15 protein-coding genes are annotated in these 19,418 nt (G+C 34.7%); 6 read left to right on the top strand and 9 right to left on the bottom strand.

Annotated elements, in window-relative coordinates; all coding sequences use genetic code 11:
• Positions 1-34 precede the first annotated feature (34 nt).
• The 4 genes from AR685_RS04820 to gyrB form a co-directional block, all read right to left on the bottom strand.
• Positions 35-1,939: a DUF3857 domain-containing protein gene (locus AR685_RS04820; RefSeq protein WP_047442832.1), complete on the bottom strand. Its 1,905-nt coding sequence runs from the start codon at positions 1,937-1,939 to the stop codon at positions 35-37.
• A gap of 3 nt (positions 1,940-1,942) precedes the next feature.
• Entirely contained in the window at positions 1,943-3,880 is a 1,938-nt protein-coding gene (locus AR685_RS04825; RefSeq protein ID WP_059123892.1) for a transglutaminase domain-containing protein, read from the bottom strand.
• Between the two features lies 1 nt (position 3,881).
• Complete coding sequence (locus AR685_RS04830; protein WP_047442830.1) at positions 3,882-5,777, bottom strand: DUF3857 domain-containing protein; 1,896 nt, start codon at positions 5,775-5,777, stop codon at positions 3,882-3,884.
• A 139-nt stretch (positions 5,778-5,916) separates the two neighbouring features.
• Positions 5,917-7,851, bottom strand: coding sequence for a DNA topoisomerase (ATP-hydrolyzing) subunit B (gene gyrB / locus AR685_RS04835; RefSeq protein WP_047442829.1), 1,935 nt, complete (start codon positions 7,849-7,851; stop codon positions 5,917-5,919).
• Between the two features lie 230 nt (positions 7,852-8,081).
• Between gyrB and AR685_RS04840 the strand changes: the two genes are divergently transcribed.
• A complete protein-coding gene (locus tag AR685_RS04840; RefSeq protein ID WP_059123893.1) occupies positions 8,082-9,425 on the top strand; it encodes a cytochrome ubiquinol oxidase subunit I in 1,344 nt (447 codons plus the stop codon).
• Entirely contained in the window at positions 9,422-10,435 is a 1,014-nt protein-coding gene (locus AR685_RS04845) for a cytochrome d ubiquinol oxidase subunit II (protein WP_059123894.1), read from the top strand. Before AR685_RS04840 ends, AR685_RS04845 begins: the two co-directional genes overlap by 4 nt.
• Position 10,436: 1 nt before the next feature.
• Here the strand turns inward: AR685_RS04845 and AR685_RS04850 are convergent, their stop codons facing one another.
• From AR685_RS04850 to AR685_RS04870, 5 genes are all read right to left on the bottom strand, one after another.
• A complete protein-coding gene (locus AR685_RS04850; protein WP_047442826.1) occupies positions 10,437-11,264 on the bottom strand; it encodes an OmpA family protein in 828 nt (275 codons plus the stop codon).
• A gap of 121 nt (positions 11,265-11,385) precedes the next feature.
• Positions 11,386-13,086 (bottom strand): lysine--tRNA ligase, encoded by a 1,701-nt coding sequence (gene lysS, locus AR685_RS04855; RefSeq protein WP_047442825.1) that lies wholly within the window; start codon positions 13,084-13,086, stop codon positions 11,386-11,388.
• 615 nt (positions 13,087-13,701) lie between these two features.
• Positions 13,702-14,625 (bottom strand): 23S rRNA (adenine(1618)-N(6))-methyltransferase RlmF, encoded by a 924-nt coding sequence (gene rlmF, locus AR685_RS04860; protein ID WP_047442824.1) that lies wholly within the window; start codon positions 14,623-14,625, stop codon positions 13,702-13,704.
• 3 nt (positions 14,626-14,628) lie between these two features.
• On the bottom strand, positions 14,629-14,991 hold the full coding sequence (locus tag AR685_RS04865; RefSeq protein WP_047442823.1) for a c-type cytochrome: 363 nt from the start codon (positions 14,989-14,991) through the stop codon (positions 14,629-14,631).
• The gene (locus AR685_RS04870) at positions 14,991-15,206 is read right to left on the bottom strand and encodes a hypothetical protein (RefSeq protein ID WP_047442822.1); all 216 of its coding nucleotides are present in this window, start codon (positions 15,204-15,206) and stop codon (positions 14,991-14,993) included. Before AR685_RS04870 ends, AR685_RS04865 begins: the two co-directional genes overlap by 1 nt.
• A gap of 195 nt (positions 15,207-15,401) precedes the next feature.
• Here AR685_RS04870 and AR685_RS04875 point away from each other — a divergent pair, with 195 nt between their 5' ends.
• The 4 genes from AR685_RS04875 to trpD all read left to right on the top strand — a co-directional run bounded on the left by AR685_RS04875 (position 15,402) and on the right by trpD (position 19,416).
• The gene (locus AR685_RS04875) at positions 15,402-16,049 is read left to right on the top strand and encodes a hypothetical protein (protein WP_059123895.1); all 648 of its coding nucleotides are present in this window, start codon (positions 15,402-15,404) and stop codon (positions 16,047-16,049) included.
• Positions 16,050-16,261: 212 nt separating this feature from the next.
• Complete coding sequence (locus tag AR685_RS04880) at positions 16,262-17,680, top strand: anthranilate synthase component I family protein (protein ID WP_059123896.1); 1,419 nt, start codon at positions 16,262-16,264, stop codon at positions 17,678-17,680.
• Between the two features lie 135 nt (positions 17,681-17,815).
• Positions 17,816-18,412 (top strand): anthranilate synthase component II, encoded by a 597-nt coding sequence (locus AR685_RS04885; RefSeq protein WP_059123897.1) that lies wholly within the window; start codon positions 17,816-17,818, stop codon positions 18,410-18,412.
• A gap of 17 nt (positions 18,413-18,429) precedes the next feature.
• Positions 18,430-19,416 carry an anthranilate phosphoribosyltransferase gene (trpD, locus tag AR685_RS04890; RefSeq protein ID WP_059123898.1) on the top strand — a complete coding sequence of 329 codons (987 nt, stop codon included), beginning with the start codon at positions 18,430-18,432 and terminating at the stop codon, positions 19,414-19,416.
• Positions 19,417-19,418: the final 2 nt, after the last annotated feature.

Genomic DNA, 19,418 nt, shown 5'->3' on the forward strand with positions numbered 1-19,418 from the left:
GGTTTTTTTATTTTTTACTTAAAATTTGTACATTTTATTTTTTAATAAGGCTCATTACTTGATTCTCACTATCTGAAATTACTTTCCAGATTTTTTTGAATATAGGATAATACTCTTTCACGTATGTTGGGCTGGCTACCTCAACTTTTGAGATTACCGTTATCTTATCATTTACTATATTGACGGTATAATTGTAAATAATTTCTTTATCATCTGTACTGATTTTCTTCGGTTTTGGAACTTCAGAAATTTCGTAACCTTCAGGGATGGTAATCTCTACTTTTTTCTCTCTTGTAAAGGCAGAAATAAAATCAATCTGATTTTTTCTTTCCTCAATTTGATCAAATATTTCATTTTCAGAATTTAGAAATAATAATGGATTTATAATAATTTTTTTGCCTACCATGTCAAGTGCAGCAGTACTTGAGAATCTCATTTTCGATTCAAAATCACCGTTACTAAGAATTTTTGAGTCGACATCCTTCATATCTGAATTAAATTCTGTTTTGAATGATTGATTGTATTTATCTTTATTTATATCGTAAGAATCATAAGATTCAATAGCATACAAACCAGTCTCTTTTTTTGCGAAACTCCCTTCTACAGATGAATTTACCACATCAATGACCGCTTCAATTTCAAAATTCTTCTTGCTTACGTTTGTATTAGAGAGTGACACATCTGTAGCTTTTTTACCTTCAAACAGAATCCCGAAGTCATTCCAATCTCTTTCAGGAAGCATATTCACTTTAGAATTAAACGATGTTGCATCATATAAATAAAGGATGTTGTCTATTTTTACACAGGCAATAACAAAATTCAAAGAATTAACATTCGGTGAAAAAATGTTTAGAATCCCATTATCAACCGTCGAAATTAAAAAAGGATTCGCATTAAGTCCTGCATTTCTAAAAAGTGATACTAATAATAAATTAATGTCTGCTGCATTTCCCGATCGGCTCTTAATGAGTTGTTTTACACTTTGGCTGGCAATAAACCCTGGATACTTATTCCATTTGTATTCAAATTTTACAAAATCAAAAATTTTATTCGCTCTTTCAAGGGGATTGTAGAATGTTCTGATGTTCTCCGGAACAACATCTTTGACGTTTCCCTTCAAAAAACCTCCGAATTTTTCATTATCATTAAATCTTTCAGCGACTTTATTCCAATTTTCAGCCATCTCAATGTTCAGAAACTTTTTCAATTCAGGCTTTACTTTGGATCTGTATCGATCAATATTTTTTACGTACTTTTCATTTTGAGTGGATTTCATATTATCAAATCCAAACCTGTAAATTTTATAATTTACCCGTAACCTATCCTCATTTGTTGAAATGTAATATTTGGGATTTAAAATACTTCCCGTACTGTCAAACAAATACGTTAAAGCCTCTGGAGCTTCAAGGCTATATTCCTGATAAATAACAGGAATACTGTATTGCAAATAGTAAGTCAGATTGGTAATTCCTGTTGTTAATTTATAAGAATATTCTATTACAGAACCATCAACAATATTTGGAATCGCCAACTTGTAAAATTTCAAACCTTTTATAAAATTTTCTTTAAGCTGCTCTTTTTGCTTTATGGATATCTTGTCAACTTGACCGTTAATGTAATTATAAACATTAACTTCAAAATCATCAAGTTTCTCCCCTTCCAAAACGGGAATTTGAATATTGAGCCATTCCTCTGATCTCTTCTTATCAAAAATTTTAATTTTGGAAAAAAAAGTTTTCTCAGCAGAAAGCCCCTTAATGTTGTAACGTACGCTGTTATAAATTATTTCTGCGGGAGCGTTTTTTTCAATGGCAGAATATTCTTTTTTTAAATCTTTTTCATCAAAAGATGGCCGAATCAAAAACTTATTATTCTGGGATATAAGAAGATTTTGAGCAAAAATACAAAGTACTAATGTTGCGATAGTTTTTACTGTCATTTCCTATTTTTTAATTAAACTCATCACTTGGTTTTCGCTATCTGAAATTACTTTCCAAATTTGCTTGAATGCTGGATAATATTCTTTCGGATAATCTGCACTAGCGATTTTGTATTCTGAAACGGTAATAATCTTATTGCCCTTCTTCTCAACAATGTATGAGTAAGTAATTTCTTTATCTTCAGTAACTATTTTTTTATTTTTTGGTAAATCTGCCACGTCAAATCCTTCAGGTATTTCAATTTCAACAATCTTTTTTTTGCTGATGGGAGAAATAAAGTCAATCATATACTTTCTCACTTCTTCCTGGTCGAAATCGTTGGTATTTTGATGCAAAAATAGTAGTGGGTTTATGATTTTTCGTTTCCCAAGATTATCAATCATATTATTGGAGGTGAATTTCATCGTTGACTGAAAATTACCATCATCCAACACTTTTGAATTGATATCTGAAAAATCGACTGAAAAATTCTCTTTATACTGTTTTGTATATTTATCGGGATTTTCGTCAAAACTTTCTTTCGCATTTAAAGCCAGTAATCCTTCATCCTGATCCTGATAAATGCCAAATACCGTACCATCAGGGTTTATTTTCGCTTTTGTTGTATGACTGTTATGGCTGCTTTTAATATTATTTATCGAAATAACTTCAGCCTTATCATCTTTTAGTAAAAGCCCGTTGTTATTCCATACTCTTGCAGGCAGAATTCCTTCTCTCGATTGCTTAGATGTGGCATCAAAAAGATGCATGTTTTTGTTGATTTCAACCGCGGCAATCACATAATTGAAGTTTCCAATGTTTGGAAAAGTAAGATTTACAGAGCCATTTCTGACTGTCGATATTAAAATAGGATACGTTTTCAAACCTGCATTCCTCATCAAATTGATCAGCATTAAGTTCAGATCACCCGCGTTTCCAGTCTTTGTTTTGATAAGCTCTTTAAGCCCAACTTCCGTATAGAAGCTATTGGTTTCGTTCCAGGTGTAGGTATTTTTAACAAAATCTAAAACTGCATTGGCCTTTTTCATCTCATCTGTTTCATCGGAAACAGTTTTAGGAAGTAGATCTTTAACCAATCTGTCTTTTCTGTATTGATTCCCGAAATCTTCATGATCCCAAAGCATCTTTCGGATATCTTCCCACGTTGATGTGTATGTTTTTAATCCGTTATTAAAGTAAGTTGAGTGAAGTTCTGCCCGCAGCTTTGTTCGGTAGTTATCATTGTTTTTTACAAACTTTTCCATCTTAAAACTTTTTACATTTTCATAGGCAAATCTATATGTCTTAGAATCTGTTCCATACAAAAACTCTTCTCCTACTTTCTGATACTTTGGCTTTAAGCCTCCAGTAAGATCTATATGATAAGACATATTTGTCGGCGAATCTAAAACATACTCGGTATATAATGAAGGCGTATCCAATTCAATATATATCAATGGAATTTCATACATAAATGGTGAAGCAACCTCATACTGATACTCTATAACAGAGCCATTCTTGATATTTGGAAAAGCAAATTTATTTACCGTAACATATTTGTTTTCCTTTGACTTAAATTTCGAACTTTTATCAACTTTTGTTTCTGCAATTTTATCATCTTCAAGGTTGTAAACATATGCTTTTACAGAATTTAAAGTTTCACGGCTTCCTGCGTTATTTTCCTGCAAAGAGATATCGAGATTTAACCAATCTTCAGATTTGTCTTTGTCGTAAATTTTCACTCTGTACGCATATTTTTTTATCAATGTTCCACTATATGGGTCAACCCTGTAGTGTATAGACCGGTAGAGTATTTCCGCCGGAGCCTTTTCATCAATATCGGATTTTGTTTTCTTTAAATCTTCAATGGTGAATTTTGGCATTTTTAGAAACTGATGCTTTTGTGCCACAAGCGTCAAATTCATAGCACTTACACAGAAGATTAAAACAAGTTTTTTCATCTTATGATTTTTTGGAAATTAGGATTTTTGAGTTGTCGGCATTCATTATCTTTTTTCTGAAACCGACATAATCGTTGTATTTTTCTTTAGAATAAATTCCTTTTTTAATATTCACATTTCTTTTTACAATAATTTTATCATCTTTTTTCTCAAAAGAAATAAGATAAGTACCGAAATCTGAAGTAAGAAGACCGTTTTCCGGCATCTCTTCTACCACATAATTTGCAGGAATCTGATAAACGATTTCATACTCATCTTCATAAGAAAATCTGTTTTCAAATGGCAATTGACGGTTCTCATCAGTATGATAAAATCCCGTAGAATAAATAGGTACAGCTCTGAAAATAAAACTATCACCCATCATTTTAGAATAATTGGTTGCTTTAAAATTGACATCAAAATCTATCGAAGCTAAATCTCTGTTGTTGACAAAATTATTCATCTCCACATTTTCGAAGTTAAGACTTGAAAACTTTGATTTTAATGCTTCATTTTTATCTTTCTGAGAGAGTGAGACATAAGATAAATTAAAGTCATATTGATTTCCTGTATAAGAAAACTTGCCCTTCCCCGAAATGGTTTTATCCGGATTGATCTGAATATTCAAAATCTGCTTCTCCTTACTTTGCTGAGCCGTATAGGAAGGAGTTTCCATAATATCTATTCCAGTAGATTTTACTGCTAAAACATTACGATCAGTTGTACTGTAACTCAAATGGTTGTAGGCAATATCCTGCGAAGTATTCTCGAGCCAAATGTTCCCTTTTTCAGTCGGAATAACCAGAATCACATGATTACCAGCCATTTTAGGAAAATCAACATCAAAACTCACAGGTGAAGAATTTGAATTGATAATGGCATAGTAAGAATTAATTCCAGCCTCATCTAAAAGTATTTTCATGTAATTGGTAAGTCCTTTACAATCTCCATAACCCTTTTTCTGAACTTCTTCAGGCATCATCGGCTGCCAACCTCCTATTCCCAATGCCACAGAAATATATCTTGTTTTACTCTGCATGTACTGAAATATTTTTTTCACTTTATCTTCTGTACTTCCTGATAAATTGAGCGTAGCAATTTCAGCTTTGATTTGTGGTGTGGAAACAGATACAGGAGTCAAAAGATTATTGTGATACCAAAGTCCGAAGTCTTTCCATGAAGTGATATTTCCTTTTTTACCCACTAAATTGAATTGATCGAGAGAAAAGCTCACTTTCGGCAAAATTTTCTGCGGGTTGGGAATCAATTCGACATTATCAATTGCCGGAACGTTCTGATAGGTATAGATTTTCTCGGTTCCGTTGTCCTGAAGGGCTACAGAAGTATATTTGAATGGTGAATCGTAAATTTTGGAGCGGAGATTAATTCCTGATTTATTAATGATCTTAAAGCTACTTTTATCCAAAGAAATATTAAAAGAATTAAATGGCGTAAAATCCGGAATAAAAATAGTATTCTGATCTTTCTGATCGTAACTAAATTCTACTGTGTATGGAAATGTAGAAGGCGTGTAAGGAAGAATCATCGCTCTGCTGTCTGAATAAAATGTTCCTTGAGAGTTGGCCGCCATATCTGTAAAGTCACTCTTTGAAAAACTTTTTAGCTTTACTCCCTTTTCATCATAGACGTTAACTTTCACATTTGAAATTACATCTCCTTTTTCGTAATAAATTTTAGGGACAGAAAAACTAATGGCATCTTTGTTTAAAATTGTGATTACTGATAGATTTCTATAAATAATTTCATCAATTTTATTGATTTCAACTACAGTATTTTCATTTCGTATGACAGCACTTGCATTTTTCTTTAAATTATCAGTGATTTCTGAAACGGGATAACCTTGTGCATAGTAAACAGATGCCAATGAAACGACACCTAGACAAAGAAATTTCATCATGGTTATTAATTTTTCCAAAAATATAAAAAATCTTAATAAAATGTTAAAAAAATCTCATAAATACGAGAATTATCATCTTTTTAAGAAAAAAAAAGACTCCATAAAATGGAGTCTTTGAAAATAATATTTTAAAAGATGTTTAAACATCAATCTTCGCATATTTTGCATTCTTTTCGATGAATTCTCTTCTTGGTGGTACTTCATCCCCCATCAACATAGAGAAAACAGAGTCTGCTTCTACAGCATTATCAATAGTTACCTGCTTCAGAATTCTGTGATCTGGATTCAATGTTGTTTCCCAAAGCTGCTCAGGGTTCATTTCCCCAAGACCTTTATAACGCTGAACTTCAACACCTTTTCCATCCGGAGCCATTTCTAAAGTCAACTCTTCACGCTCTTTTTCGTTGTAGGCATATATTTTTTTGTTCCCTTTCTTTAATAAATATAAAGGAGGTTGTGCAATATAAATATACCCGTTCTCGATCATTTCTTTCATGAATCTAAAGAAGAACGTAAGAATCAAAGTAGAAATGTGAGAACCATCGATGTCAGCATCGGTCATGATCACCACTTTATGATATCTTAACTTAGCCATATTTAAGGCTTTGCTATCTTCTTCAGTTCCTACAGAGACTCCAAGCGCTGTATAAATATTCTTAATTTCTTCATTATCGTAAACTTTATGAAGCATTGATTTCTCAACATTCAGAATCTTACCTCTTAACGGAAGAATAGCCTGGAAATGTCTGTCTCTACCCTGCTTTGCTGTTCCACCTGCCGAGTCTCCCTCAACTAAAAATAATTCAGATTCTGCAGGATCTTTTGATGAACAGTCAGATAATTTCCCAGGTAAACCTGAACCTCCCATCGGAGATTTTCTCTGAACCATTTCACGAGCTTTTTTCGCCGCCTGTCTTGCTTTCGCCGCCAAAACAACTTTCTGAACGATGATTTTAGCCTCGTTAGGATTTTCTTCCAAGAAGTTCGTCAACATTTCCCCTACGATTTTATCCACCGCACCAGAAACTTCAGAATTTCCTAATTTAGTCTTAGTCTGTCCCTCAAACTGAGGTTCCATTACTTTTACCGAAATTACAGCAGTCAAACCTTCACGGAAATCATCTCCGGTAATTTCTACTTTTTCTTTAGCAGGAATCCCCAAATCATCTGCATATTTCTTCAATGTTCTCGTCAAAGCACGTCTGAAACCTGCTAAGTGAGTTCCACCTTCATGGGTGTTGATATTATTAACATAAGAGTGAAGATTTTCGCTGAAAGAAGTATTGTAACGCATTGCAACTTCCACAGGAATATCATCTCTTTCACCTTCCATGAAAATTACGTTTTCCATGATTGCTTCACGGTTTCCGTCAATAAATTCTACAAATTCTCTCAAACCACCTTCAGAATGGAAAACTTCAAAAGCAAAAGATCCGTCTTCATTTGGTTCTCTCTCGTCAACCAAAGTAATAGTAATTCCTCTGTTCAGAAAAGAAAGCTCACGCATTCTCGCTGCTAGAGTGTCATAATTATAAACCAATTCCTGAAATATAGTACCATCTGGCTGAAAGAATACTTCAGTTCCTCTTTCGTCTGTTGTACCAATCTCAGCCACATCAGCTAATGCTTTTCCTTCAGAATATTTTTGCTGATATAATTTACCATCACGGCTTACTGTAGCAATCAATAATGTAGAGAGTGCATTCACACAAGAAACTCCGACACCGTGAAGACCTCCTGAAACTTTGTAAGAATCTTTATCAAATTTTCCACCCGCTCCAATTTTGGTCATTACAACCTCCAATGCAGATTTTTGTTCTTTTTCGTGGAAATCTACAGGAATCCCTCTACCATTATCTTTTACAGAAATACTTTCTCCTTTATGTATTGTAACTAAAATCGTATCACAATGCCCCGCAAGAGCTTCGTCAATCGAGTTATCTACTACCTCATAAACCAAATGATGAAGACCTCTCACTCCTACATCTCCAATGTACATAGATGGTCTTAGACGAACGTGCTCCATGCCTTCTAATGCCTGGATACTACTAGCTGTATATTGTTTTTGACTCATATTAAAATTGAAATATTTGCTTAATGCAAAGACCTACAAATATCGTGATTTTTTTCGACTTATGAAAGTAATTTACCTCTTAAAATATCAGAATTTATGCTAAAGTTTAACTGCCTAATCTGAGGAAAAAACCAATAAAGTTACGATGCAGATTTGAATTGATTGCAATGTTTTAAATCATATTAATTTGCGCGATTTTATCCGTAACTTTAAACTGAAAAATTGACATTATGGATGATTTCATTGCTGCAAGAGCACAGATGGCACTCTCATTAGGCTTTCATATTATATTTGCCTGCGTAGGGATGGTAATGCCTTTTCTGATGGCGTTCGCCCACTGGAAATATCTAAAAACCGGAAATGAAATCTACAAAGGTCTTACCAAAGCCTGGAGCAAAGGAGTTGCCATTTTATTTGCTACAGGTGCCGTTTCAGGAACAATGCTTTCGTTCGAACTGGGATTGCTCTGGCCAGGTTTTATGAAACATGCCGGACCGATTTTCGGAATGCCATTTTCTCTCGAAGGAACAGCATTTTTTATTGAGGCTATCGCTATAGGATTTTTTCTTTACGGTTGGGATAAATTCAACAAATGGTTTCATTGGTTTTGCGGATTTTTGGTTGGTTTAAGCGGATTAGCATCAGGAATCTTGGTAGTTGCTGCCAATGCGTGGATGAATTCACCTACCGGATTTGATTATATTAATGGAGAATACGTTAATATTGACCCTATAAAAGCAATGTTTAATGAAGCCTGGTTTCCGCAGGCTTTACACATGACAGTTGCTGCTTTTTGTGCAACCGGATTTGCTGTTGCGGGAGTCCATGCTTTTTTAATCATGAGAAAAAAGAATGTTGAATTTCACACCAAAGCATTTCGAATCGCTGCTGCTTTTGCGATGATCGGGGCCTTCGGCGCTCCTCTGAGTGGTGATATTGCTGCAAAATCTGTTGCAGAAAGACAACCAATAAAATTAGCTGCGATGGAAGCGCATTTTGAAACTGAAAAAGGGGCAGCTTTCGTGATTGGCGGAATTCCTGATGAAGAAAAAGGTGAAATTAATTATGCTTTAAAAATTCCAAAAGTTTTAAGCTTTTTAGCCACTAATGATTTTAATTCAGAAATAAAAGGTTTAAATGATTTTCCAAAAGACGAATGGCCACCTGTCGCCGTTGTACATTATGCTTTTCAGATGATGATTTTCTTTGGCGTGGTGATGATTTCCATTGGAAGTCTGTATCTCTACGCTTTCTTTTTCAAAAAAGATTGGCTTAATAAAAACTGGCTGCTGAAAACCTTTCTTTTCGCAACACCTTTCGGATATATTGCTTTGGAAGCAGGCTGGACAGTCACTGAGGTCGGAAGACAACCCTGGATTATTTACGGAATCATGAGAACTGCAGACGCAGTAACCCCAATGCCGGGGATTCAATATTCATTTTACTTCTTTACGGCTATTTTTATTTCATTATCATTAATTATCATTTTTCTTTTGAGAAGACAAATACAGATGGTTCCTAAACTATATGACCCAACTGACGCGCAGTTTAACTCTAAAAACAAACAATCATGATCTACGTTGTAATTGGTTTTCTATGGCTTTCCGTATGTCTGTATGTGATTTTAGGCGGTGCTGATTTCGGAGCAGGAATTGTAGAACTCATGACCAAAAAGAAAAACAGAAAATATACCGAAAAAATAATGTATGAGTCAATCGCTCCAGTCTGGGAAGCCAATCACATGTGGCTGATTATTGCGATTGTCATTCTTTTTGTCGGGTTCCCTGAAATCTATACGACGATGTCGACTTATCTTCACATTCCTTTGGTGATGATGTTGGTAGGAATTATTGCCAGAGGAACAGCATTTACTTTCAGACATTACGACGCAGTGGAAGACCGTTGGCAGATTATTTATACGCAGATCTTCTATTATGCAAGTCTTTTAACGCCATTTTTTTTAGGCTTAATTGCTGCTGCGACTGTTTCCCAATCGATCAACCCTGATGCCAATAACTTTTTAGGTCTGTATGTTTTCAGCTGGCTCAATTGGTTTGGTGTTGCGGTAGGTTTGTTTACCGTTTCTCTCTGTGCATATTTAGCTTCCATTTTTTCTTTACGGGAAACTAGTGACCAGTTAGAATTAGGCTTAATGATTAAAAAAGCACATCAAACCATGATTTTTGTGGTGATCACAGGACTATTGGTTTTTCTTGCGGCTTATCTTTCCGGAATTCCTTTAACTAAATGGATTTTTTCCAAACCTTTGGGTGTGATGTCAATTTCATTTGCAACGGTTTCTTTAGGATTAATTTTAAGAGCGATGCATAATAGAAAACTGCTTCCGGTAAGGGCTTTAGCAGGATTTCAGATCATTATGATTTTGATAGCAGCAACGTATCAGCACAATCCAGATATTATCTTGTTAGATAACGGCGAACATCTTTCTTTATTGAAGCATATTGCAGCTCCGAAGACCATTTCCGCTTTAGGATGGGCTTTAGTTTTAGGATCACTATTTATTTTACCGTTCTTATTTTATTTGATGTTTTCTTTTACTAAGGCTAAAAATAACAGATTATAAATTATTTTTTTAACAAAACCAACTCTACTCTTCTGTTCTTAACCCTGTCTGCTTCGGTGATTTCCGGATATACAACCGGATTAAGGTGTCCCAATCCAATAACCTTTATTCTTGCGGATGCTATGCCTTGTTTTAAAAGATATTCTTTGATAGCATTTGCTCTCGTCCAAGAAAGATTGAACGTTCCTAAATCTGCATCTTCACCATCAAAATTTTCATAGTCACAACAAATGTGGCCTTGAAGTTCAACCTCTAAGTCAGGATTTTCTTTCAGAATTTTATATAATCGAAATAAATTTGTATTCGCATTTGGAAGCCAGACATGTCGTCCTCCAAAAAAATTTACATTAGGCAGTGAAAAAGTATCTTTCACTTTCATTGTTGTGGTTTTTGAATCAAGAAAACTTGGAGGTGCTTTCCTTGAAATCTTCTCTCCTTTATTAAATAATCGCTCAATAAAAATATCTACTCTCCTGTTTTTTGCACGCAGATCTTCTGTACTGTTATCGTTGATCTGCTTTGTAATTCCTAATCCAACTGAGGTCGAAAGCTTTATATTTTTGCCGACTCGCATTTGCAAATAGTCGCTGACTGCGTTCGCCCGTTGTTCAGAAAGTTTCTTATTTAAATCTTCATTTCCAAGCGGATTGGAATTGCCGAAAATTCTAAAAGTAAAATTCGATTTTAACTGAGAGAGACTGTCTAATTTCTGTTTTGATTCTGAATCTAAATCGAAAGAATTATTTTTAAAATAAATTGATGTAAGCGTCTGTGCATCGATTTTAAAACAAAAAAGAAGAATAAAAAGTGTCACAAAGTATTTCATCATTATTTGATTTTATAATAAACGGAAAAATACTGATTTATTGTTTACGACAGAAAAATTCACTTAAAAATGAAAAGAGCAGACTTTTCAGTCCGCTCTTAATTAATTTATATTTTACTTGTTTTTATGCCAATTTCATCAAAACATTCTCATCAATCTTCTCGACCTTCACCAAACCTCCTTTAGTCAAAGTTTTAGAAGCCTTATCCCATTTTTTTCCTGATAACTGACTTCTTTCTTTTACTTCAGCTAAAGAAAACACCTCTTCACGAGAATTTAAAATCTCCAGAATCACTTTCTCATCTTCTCCCAATTCAACTTGAGGAACGGTTTTCTCAGGCTTCATTTGTGGGAAGAACAATACTTCCTGAATGGATGCATTATTCGTTAAAAACATAATTAATCTGTCCATTCCAATTCCCATTCCTGAAGTTGGCGGCATTCCGTATTCCAAAGCTCTCAGGAAATCTTCGTCAATAAATTGTCCTGCTTCATCATCTCCTTTTTCAGCTAATTTTAACTGATCTTCAAAACGCTCTCTCTGATCGATTGGGTCATTTAATTCTGAATATGCATTGGCAATTTCTTTACCGCAAACCATCAATTCAAAACGCTCGGTAAGACCTTCCTGACTTCTGTGTTTCTTGGTTAAAGGTGACATTTCTACAGGATAATCAGTAATAAACGTCGGCTGAATGAAGTTACCTTCACATTTTTCACCAAAAATTTCGTCAATTAATTTTCCTTTACCCATCGTTTCATTCACCTCAATTCCGATAGATTTGGCAAAATCAAACAATTCCTGCTCAGATTTTCCGGTAATGTCGAAACCAGTATATTTTTGAATCGCTTCCGTCATTGAAACTCTTGCATATGGTGCCTTGAAATCAATTTCCTGATCTCCAAACTTTGCTTTTGTAGTTCCGTTTACCGCGATGGCGCAATGTTCTATCATTCTCTCAGTGAAATCCATCATCCAGTAGTAATCTTTGTAGGCAACGTAGATTTCCATTACTGTAAACTCTGGGTTGTGCGTTCTGTCCATCCCTTCATTTCTGAAGTTTTTAGAGAATTCATACACTCCGTCAAAACCACCAACGATCAATCTTTTCAGATATAATTCATTAGCAATTCTCATATATAAAGGAATATCCAAAGCATTGTGATGCGTGATAAACGGTCTAGCAGCCGCTCCTCCTGGAATCGCCTGCAAAACCGGAGTTTCAACCTCGATATACCCTGCATCATTGAAAAACTGACGCATTGCGGTGTACATTTTTGTTCTCTTCACGAAAGTTTCCTTAACCTGAGGATTTACAATTAAATCTACATAACGCTGTCTGTATCTTAATTCAGGATCGTTGAAAGCATCGTGCACTACTCCGTTCTCATCAGTTTTTGCCTGAGGAAGTGGTCTTAAAGTTTTCGTTAAAAGTGTAAAGTTTTTCACTAAAACCGTCATTTCTCCAACCTGAGTCGTGAACAGTTCTCCTTCGATTCCGATGATATCACCGATGTCTAAAAGATGTTTGTAAACATCGTTGTATAAAGTTTTATCTTCTCCCGTACAGATTTCGTCTCTGTTGAAGTACACCTGAATTTTCCCTGTAGAATCCTGCAATTCAGCAAAAGAAGCTTTACCCTGAATACGGCGAGACATCAATCTGCCCGCAATCTTCACCTGTTTACTTTCAGAAAAATCCTGTTTTATAGATTCTGTAGTATCTGTAACCGTGTATTCTTCTGCAGGGAATGCGTTGATTCCCATGTCAACAAGCTTATTCAGCTTTTCTCTTCTAATGATTTCTTGTTCTGATAATTGCATTATAATTCAATTTTTTCGAATTGCAAAAATAAGGAAATTTAAGCGTTTATGAAACTGGAATTTTACTTAAACCACAAAAGTCACAAAAGTTTCGTATTAGATTGAAGATGTGATGATTTTCGGTATAATGTTCAAAAATTTTGGTTTTTAATTATTAAACCGAATCAACTTTAACAATACTGATTATCAATCTATTGAAAAACAATCAATAGCGTCGGGCTTTAGCTCGATGTATATTTACAGAATCAAAGGGCTTTAGCCAAAACTTCACAGTAGGTTTAGGCTAAAGCCAGTTTCAAAATATTCATTAGAAAACCGGTTAAAACCCGTTCCTATTGATAATTGAAAAATAATTTACTAACATAACTCAGGTTCTTAAATCAAAATACTTCAACAAAAAATGTTTCAAGATTTCGATTTCGATTTTGAACGGAAGTGTTTCCATTAGATTTTGCAAAAGTAGTATGCTGAGTCTCTGATAAAATTTAGTTGATTGCTACAAAATCGCAGCCCGACTTGAGTGGAGCTCTTTTTGTGAGAAGGAACGACGAGCAAAAAAGAGGGAACCCCTTCGACAAGCTCAGGATAAACTACTGGCGAAAAAGAAAATTACACTCAAAAACTATTTCTCCTGTTTTTAGGAATAAAAGTCCAGGCTAAAATTCTGCTGACCTTCTGGCCCTGAGCCATATCAATCGTTTTTACTTCGAGAGCGCCTATTTTCTTTAAAAGTGAATTTAATTTAAATAAATTCTCCTTTTTTGAAACCAAGCAGGTAAACCAAAGAATTTGAGAAGAGTACAAAACGCTTTCCTCAATCATTTTTGAGACGAAAGCCAGTTCGCCACCTTCGCACCAAAGTTCAGCCTGTTGCCCGCTGAAATTGAGACTTGGTTTTTGAACTTTTGAATTTTTAAGATTTTTTGTTTTTCTCAGGTTACCTTTTAACGCAGATTCCTCAGAATCATGAAATGGCGGATTGCACATGGAGAAAGTAAACTTATCTTTAGAAGTAAGAATATTTTTAAAGATAAAATTTGAATCCGGCTGAAATTTCAATTGAATATTTTCAGAAAAGTCCGGATTTTCATCCAAAATATTTTGGGCATTGTCTAAAGATTTTTGATTGATATCTGTTCCTAACATTTCCCAGCCATAAGACTGATGTGCAAGCAGCGGATAAACCAAATTGGCTCCTGTTCCGATGTCCAGACCTTTTACAGATAAACCTTTCGGGACTTCTTTAGAATTTCCTGCCAGTAAATCAGCGATATAATGAATGTAATCTGCACGTCCCGGAATGGGCGGACAAAGATTTTCGTCTGGAATATTCCAGTTTTTAATCTGATAAAAATGCTGTAACAAAGCTTTGTTAAGCAATTTTACTGCTTTGGGAATACTGAAATTGATAGTTAAATTCCCGTAAGCACTGGCAAAAACATAATGTTTCAGTTCCGGCACACAGGAAATCAACTGTTCAAAATCGTAAGGATTTCGGTGGAGATTTCTTGTGTGCAGTACTGATTTTTCGGTGGCCATGAATTATTTTTTCTGTGAAAGAATATATTCCACCATTTTTTTAGCATCTTCTTTTGACACTTGAGGATGAGGCTGCATCGGAACACTTCCCCAAACTCCGCTTCCACCTTCAATAATTTTTGAAGCCAGCAATTCAATATCCTTTTGAGAATATTTTGCTGCGATTTCTTTGTATGAAGGTCCTATCAGTCTTTCTTCAGCATTATGACAAGCCATACAGTCAGATGTCTCTATTAAACTCTGTCCCGAAATATTGGTCGCGATAGGTGTAGAAGCATCTGATGATGGTTGTATCTCTGAATTTTCTTTTTTAGAACAAGAAATAATAAGCAAACTTACTACTCCTGTTAAAAATAGTTTTTTCATTATTTAGCTGATGCCGTAGAATCTGTAGACGGTGATGGAGCAGGAATTGCAGTTGCCGGAGCAGTTTCTGTTTTGGCAGTTGAATCAGTTACTACGGTAGCAGCTTCCGGTTCTGGTAACATGGTATTGCTGTCCTGTAATGATTTATCAGTTTTCTTTGAACAGCTTACTGCGAACAAACTTCCGATAAATGCGATTGCTAATACTTTTTTCATAGGTATATTTTAATTATTATTTTTTGCAATTAAAAATCGAATGATTCATTCACCGATTTATGATTTTATTTGAAGGCAAAAGTATAAAAATAAAGTTTGAAATAAGAGAACTGCGGGCTTTTTTAAATCATATTTGTACAATATTATATTAATTAATAATGATTACATTTAAGTATCATTATTTAAATAGAGTTTATGATTATTTTGTCCAAAATTTTATACTTTTTAAGTCACCATGGTTTCTCTTCTGTGCTGATTTTTATTTTGTTTTTTGGACTTTTATCCATTGTCACCAAAAAATTCTGGCTGCTGATTTTTATTATACCACTATCTATCGCAAACGGGTTAGCCAGCCAGTTTCTTAACGCATGGTTCCTCAACACATATGGTGTGCAAAGCACCGCAATTGTGACTTCAGATATTGAAACCAATTCAACGTTGAATAATAAGTATATCCACGAGTATGAAGCTATTGTTAAGAAGCAAAATGGTCAATATGTTGAAACCAATTTTTCGACGATGTCTGCCGCTATTTATCCCATTGAAAATGCGATTAAAATACCCGATGCAGATCAAGAATTTCCTGTAAAATTTATTCCCGGATATGAAAAAAACATCGTCATTCTGTATCAGCAATCTGATGAAGGAAAAAAACTTCAACAGTACAAACTACAGGAACCGATTAATTCCGCAAAAATAAAATACGAAGCCGATCCTACTAATAAAGAATTCATTGAAGAATACATCTCTGCATTGGAAGATTATTTGAAATTACATGACAATGTGGAGTATAGAACTAAAATTAATCACTTAAAAAAAGAAGCACAAGCCTTAAAAAAATAAATTCTTTTTTTTGTTTGTGATATTAAAAAATTATCTACATTTGCCATATGTTTAATACAACTAACAATTTTTGGTGGTGGCACTCAAACTCTTCGTCGGGTCTGATGCTATTATCTTGTTGTTAATTTACGACTAGAATATTATAGAAAAATATATAGACTTTGACGATTTCGTTGAAGTCTTTTTTTTTGTCAAAATTTAAAATTATCAAAATGTTTAGCAACAAAATTCATATAAAAACAACATCTCGAAAGTCATTAGGTGATCTTCAGACACCGATGAATATCTATCTTCAGATTCGCGACAAGTTCAGAGATACAATCTTGCTTGAAAGTTCGGATATTAAAAGTACAGACAATAACTTTTCATTTATTGCCATCAATGCAATTGCAGGAATTGAAATTAAAAATCTTCATGAGTTTGAAATCAAATTTCCGAATGAAAGTCCTGAAAAAAAACCTTTAGAAAACATCAAAGTGACTGATTTGCTTAATGATTTTTCCAAAGTTTTTGTATGTGAAAAAACCAATGAAAAAATAGAAGAAATCGCTCAGAGCCTTTTTGGGTACACAAGTTTTGATGCTGTTCCGCTTTTTGAGAAAATTGATTTTAAACCCCAAACAAAAGAAGTTGAAATTCCAATCCTTCGTTACAGATTGTATCAGTATGTGATTGCTATCAATCATTACAATGACGAGATGCATTTAATAGAAAACGAAATCAGTGGCGTAAAATCTGAGGTGTACACTTTGGAAAATTTAATCAAAAATAAAAACTCTGTTGTTTTTCCTTTTGAAAAAACAGATGAAGAAACATCAAATCTTACAGATGAAGAATATCTTGAATTGGTCAAGCTTGCCCAAAAACACTGCATGAGAGGCGATGTTTTTCAATTGGTTTTAAGCAGAAGATTTGAGCAGAAATTTAAAGGAGATGAATTTAATGTCTATCGTGCTTTGAGAAATATCAATCCTTCACCTTATCTTTTCTTTTTTGATTACGGAAATTACAAATTATTCGGATCAAGTCCTGAAAGTCAGTTGATTATTAAAGATAACAAAGCCATTATTCATCCAATTGCAGGAACTTTTAAAAGAACAAATGATTTTGAAACCGATTTAAAATCTGCTGAGGCCTTAAAAAAAGACTCGAAAGAAAATGCAGAACATACAATGTTAGTTGATTTAGCACGAAATGATCTGGGAAAACTTGGGAAAAATGTAACTGTAACCAAACTGAAAGAAATCCAGCTTTTTTCTCACGTGATTCATATGGTCAGCGAAGTGACTGCTGATTTAGAAGAAAATACCAATCCGTTTGAAGTGGTTTCTGCCACATTTCCGCAGGGAACTTTAAGCGGAGCGCCAAAATATAAAGCCCTTGAACTTATCAATGAATATGAAAAAGATTCTCGAGGCTATTACGGAGGCTGCATTGGGATGATTGGTTTAAATGGCGATTGTAATCAGGCCATTATGATCAGAACCTTTTTAAGCAAAAACAACACTTTGTTTTATCAGGCCGGAGCAGGATTAGTAGCGAAATCAGTTCCCAAAAATGAACTGGAAGAAGTTAACAATAAGCTGAATGCATTGAAACGAGCTGTTGAAAAAGCTGAAAAATTGGTTTAGAACTTTCATGGCGACAATTTCCGTCTTCCGCTCCCACTCTTTTGCTTCGCAAAAGGAGTTCCGCTCAAGCCAGGTCGCATATTTGACCTCAGTTCAGCATCTGATAACAATTAAAAATTTAGTAAAAAAATAACGATGACAACAGAAATAAATAAACCATCAACAAAAATATTGGTCTTCGACAATTACGACAGCTTTACTTATAATCTCGTCCAGATGATCGAAAAAATCACAAATGATAAAGTTGATGTCTACCGGAATGATGAAATTTCATTGGACGACATCGAAAAATATGACAAAATCATTCTATCGCCAGGTCCCGGAATCCCTGAAGAAGCGGGAATTTTATTGGATTTAATTAAAAAATATGCTCCAACAAAAAGTATTTTAGGTGTTTGTCTCGGTCAGCAGGCAATCGCCGAAGCGTTTGGTGGAAACCTGATTAATCTTTCAGAGATTTTTCACGGTGTGGCAACAACTTCTAAAACAATTAAAGAGAATACTAAACTTTTCAAAAACTTATCTGAAGAAATCGAGGTTGGGAGATACCACAGCTGGGCTGTAAATAATAAAAATTTCCCTGACGAACTAGAAATAACGGCAATCGATAATGACGGAATGATCATGGCGTTACAACATAAAACCTATGATGTTCACGGAGTTCAGTTTCATCCTGAAAGCATTTTAACACCTGAAGGAGAAGCAATTATGAAAAATTTTCTTTTAAATTAATCTCCAATCTCACCATTATGAAAGAAATCCTAGAATATCTATTCAACCATCACACTTTGTCCAAATCTGAGGCAAAAGCGATTATGATTGAGATTGCTCAAAATAAATTCAATACTGCAGAAGTAACTGCATTCATCACCGTTTTTTTGATGCGAAATATCACCTTAAATGAGTTGGAAGGTTTCAGACAGGCGTTGCTACAAATGGCCGTTTCCGTTGACATTGACTCAAGCGACGCTCTGGATATTGTAGGAACAGGCGGTGACGGAAAAAATACGATCAACATTTCTACATTAGCAAGTTTTGTGATTGCAGGAGCCGGACAGAAAGTGACCAAACATGGCAACTATGGCGCTTCAGCAATTACTGGTTCATCGAATGTATTGGAAGCGTTAGGCTATCAGTTCAAGAAAACTTCAGAAGAACTCAATTACGATCTGGAAAATGCCAACATCTGTTTTCTGCATGCTCCGTATTTTCATCCGGCATTGCAGTCGGTGGTAGCTTTGCGGAAATCTCTAGGTTTACGCACGTTTTTCAATTTACTCGGACCTTTGGTTAATCCTGTAAAACCACAGTTTTCGGTGATTGGTGTTTACAATCTTGAGATTGCAAGAATATATCAATATTTACTGCAAAAAGACGATCGTGAATTCATCATAGTGCATGGATTAGATGGTTATGACGAAATAAGTTTAACCAGTGACAGCAAAATGATCACAAAAAACAGCGAAGAAATTTATTCAACGAAAGATTTAGGTTTTAACACCTTACTGCCCGAAAGCATACAGGCTGGTGAAACAGCATATGAATCAGCAAAAATTTTCAGAAATATTCTGGAAGGAAACGGAACTTTTGAGCAGAATGCAGTTGTACTTGCGAATGCAGCGGTTGCCCTTCATCATACCGACAAATTCGGAACCTATGAAGACTGCCTTCTTCTTGCACAGGAAAGTTTAGAAAGCGGAAAAGCCCTGAGAAGCTTGAATAATTTGATACGATGAAT

Origin of the sequence: Chryseobacterium sp. JAH, from assembly GCF_001507335.1 — a bacterium.
In the GTDB taxonomy this organism is placed as follows: Bacteria; Bacteroidota; Bacteroidia; order Flavobacteriales; family Weeksellaceae; genus Chryseobacterium.

Coding starts and splice junctions, on each gene's coding strand:
- AR685_RS04825 (WP_059123892.1), bottom strand. CDS start 3,880: ATGAAAAAACTTGTTTTAATCTTCTGTGTAAGTGCTATGAATTTGACG.
- AR685_RS04820 (WP_047442832.1), bottom strand. CDS start 1,939: ATGACAGTAAAAACTATCGCAACATTAGTACTTTGTATTTTTGCTCAA.
- AR685_RS04875 (WP_059123895.1), top strand. CDS start 15,402: ATGATTATTTTGTCCAAAATTTTATACTTTTTAAGTCACCATGGTTTC.
- AR685_RS04880 (WP_059123896.1), top strand. CDS start 16,262: ATGTTTAGCAACAAAATTCATATAAAAACAACATCTCGAAAGTCATTA.
- trpD (WP_059123898.1), top strand. CDS start 18,430: ATGAAAGAAATCCTAGAATATCTATTCAACCATCACACTTTGTCCAAA.
- AR685_RS04830 (WP_047442830.1), bottom strand. CDS start 5,777: ATGATGAAATTTCTTTGTCTAGGTGTCGTTTCATTGGCATCTGTTTAC.
- AR685_RS04845 (WP_059123894.1), top strand. CDS start 9,422: ATGATCTACGTTGTAATTGGTTTTCTATGGCTTTCCGTATGTCTGTAT.
- AR685_RS04850 (WP_047442826.1), bottom strand. CDS start 11,264: ATGATGAAATACTTTGTGACACTTTTTATTCTTCTTTTTTGTTTTAAA.
- rlmF (WP_047442824.1), bottom strand. CDS start 14,625: ATGGCCACCGAAAAATCAGTACTGCACACAAGAAATCTCCACCGAAAT.
- lysS (WP_047442825.1), bottom strand. CDS start 13,086: ATGCAATTATCAGAACAAGAAATCATTAGAAGAGAAAAGCTGAATAAG.
- AR685_RS04885 (WP_059123897.1), top strand. CDS start 17,816: ATGACAACAGAAATAAATAAACCATCAACAAAAATATTGGTCTTCGAC.
- AR685_RS04840 (WP_059123893.1), top strand. CDS start 8,082: ATGGATGATTTCATTGCTGCAAGAGCACAGATGGCACTCTCATTAGGC.
- AR685_RS04865 (WP_047442823.1), bottom strand. CDS start 14,991: ATGAAAAAACTATTTTTAACAGGAGTAGTAAGTTTGCTTATTATTTCT.
- AR685_RS04870 (WP_047442822.1), bottom strand. CDS start 15,206: ATGAAAAAAGTATTAGCAATCGCATTTATCGGAAGTTTGTTCGCAGTA.
- gyrB (WP_047442829.1), bottom strand. CDS start 7,851: ATGAGTCAAAAACAATATACAGCTAGTAGTATCCAGGCATTAGAAGGC.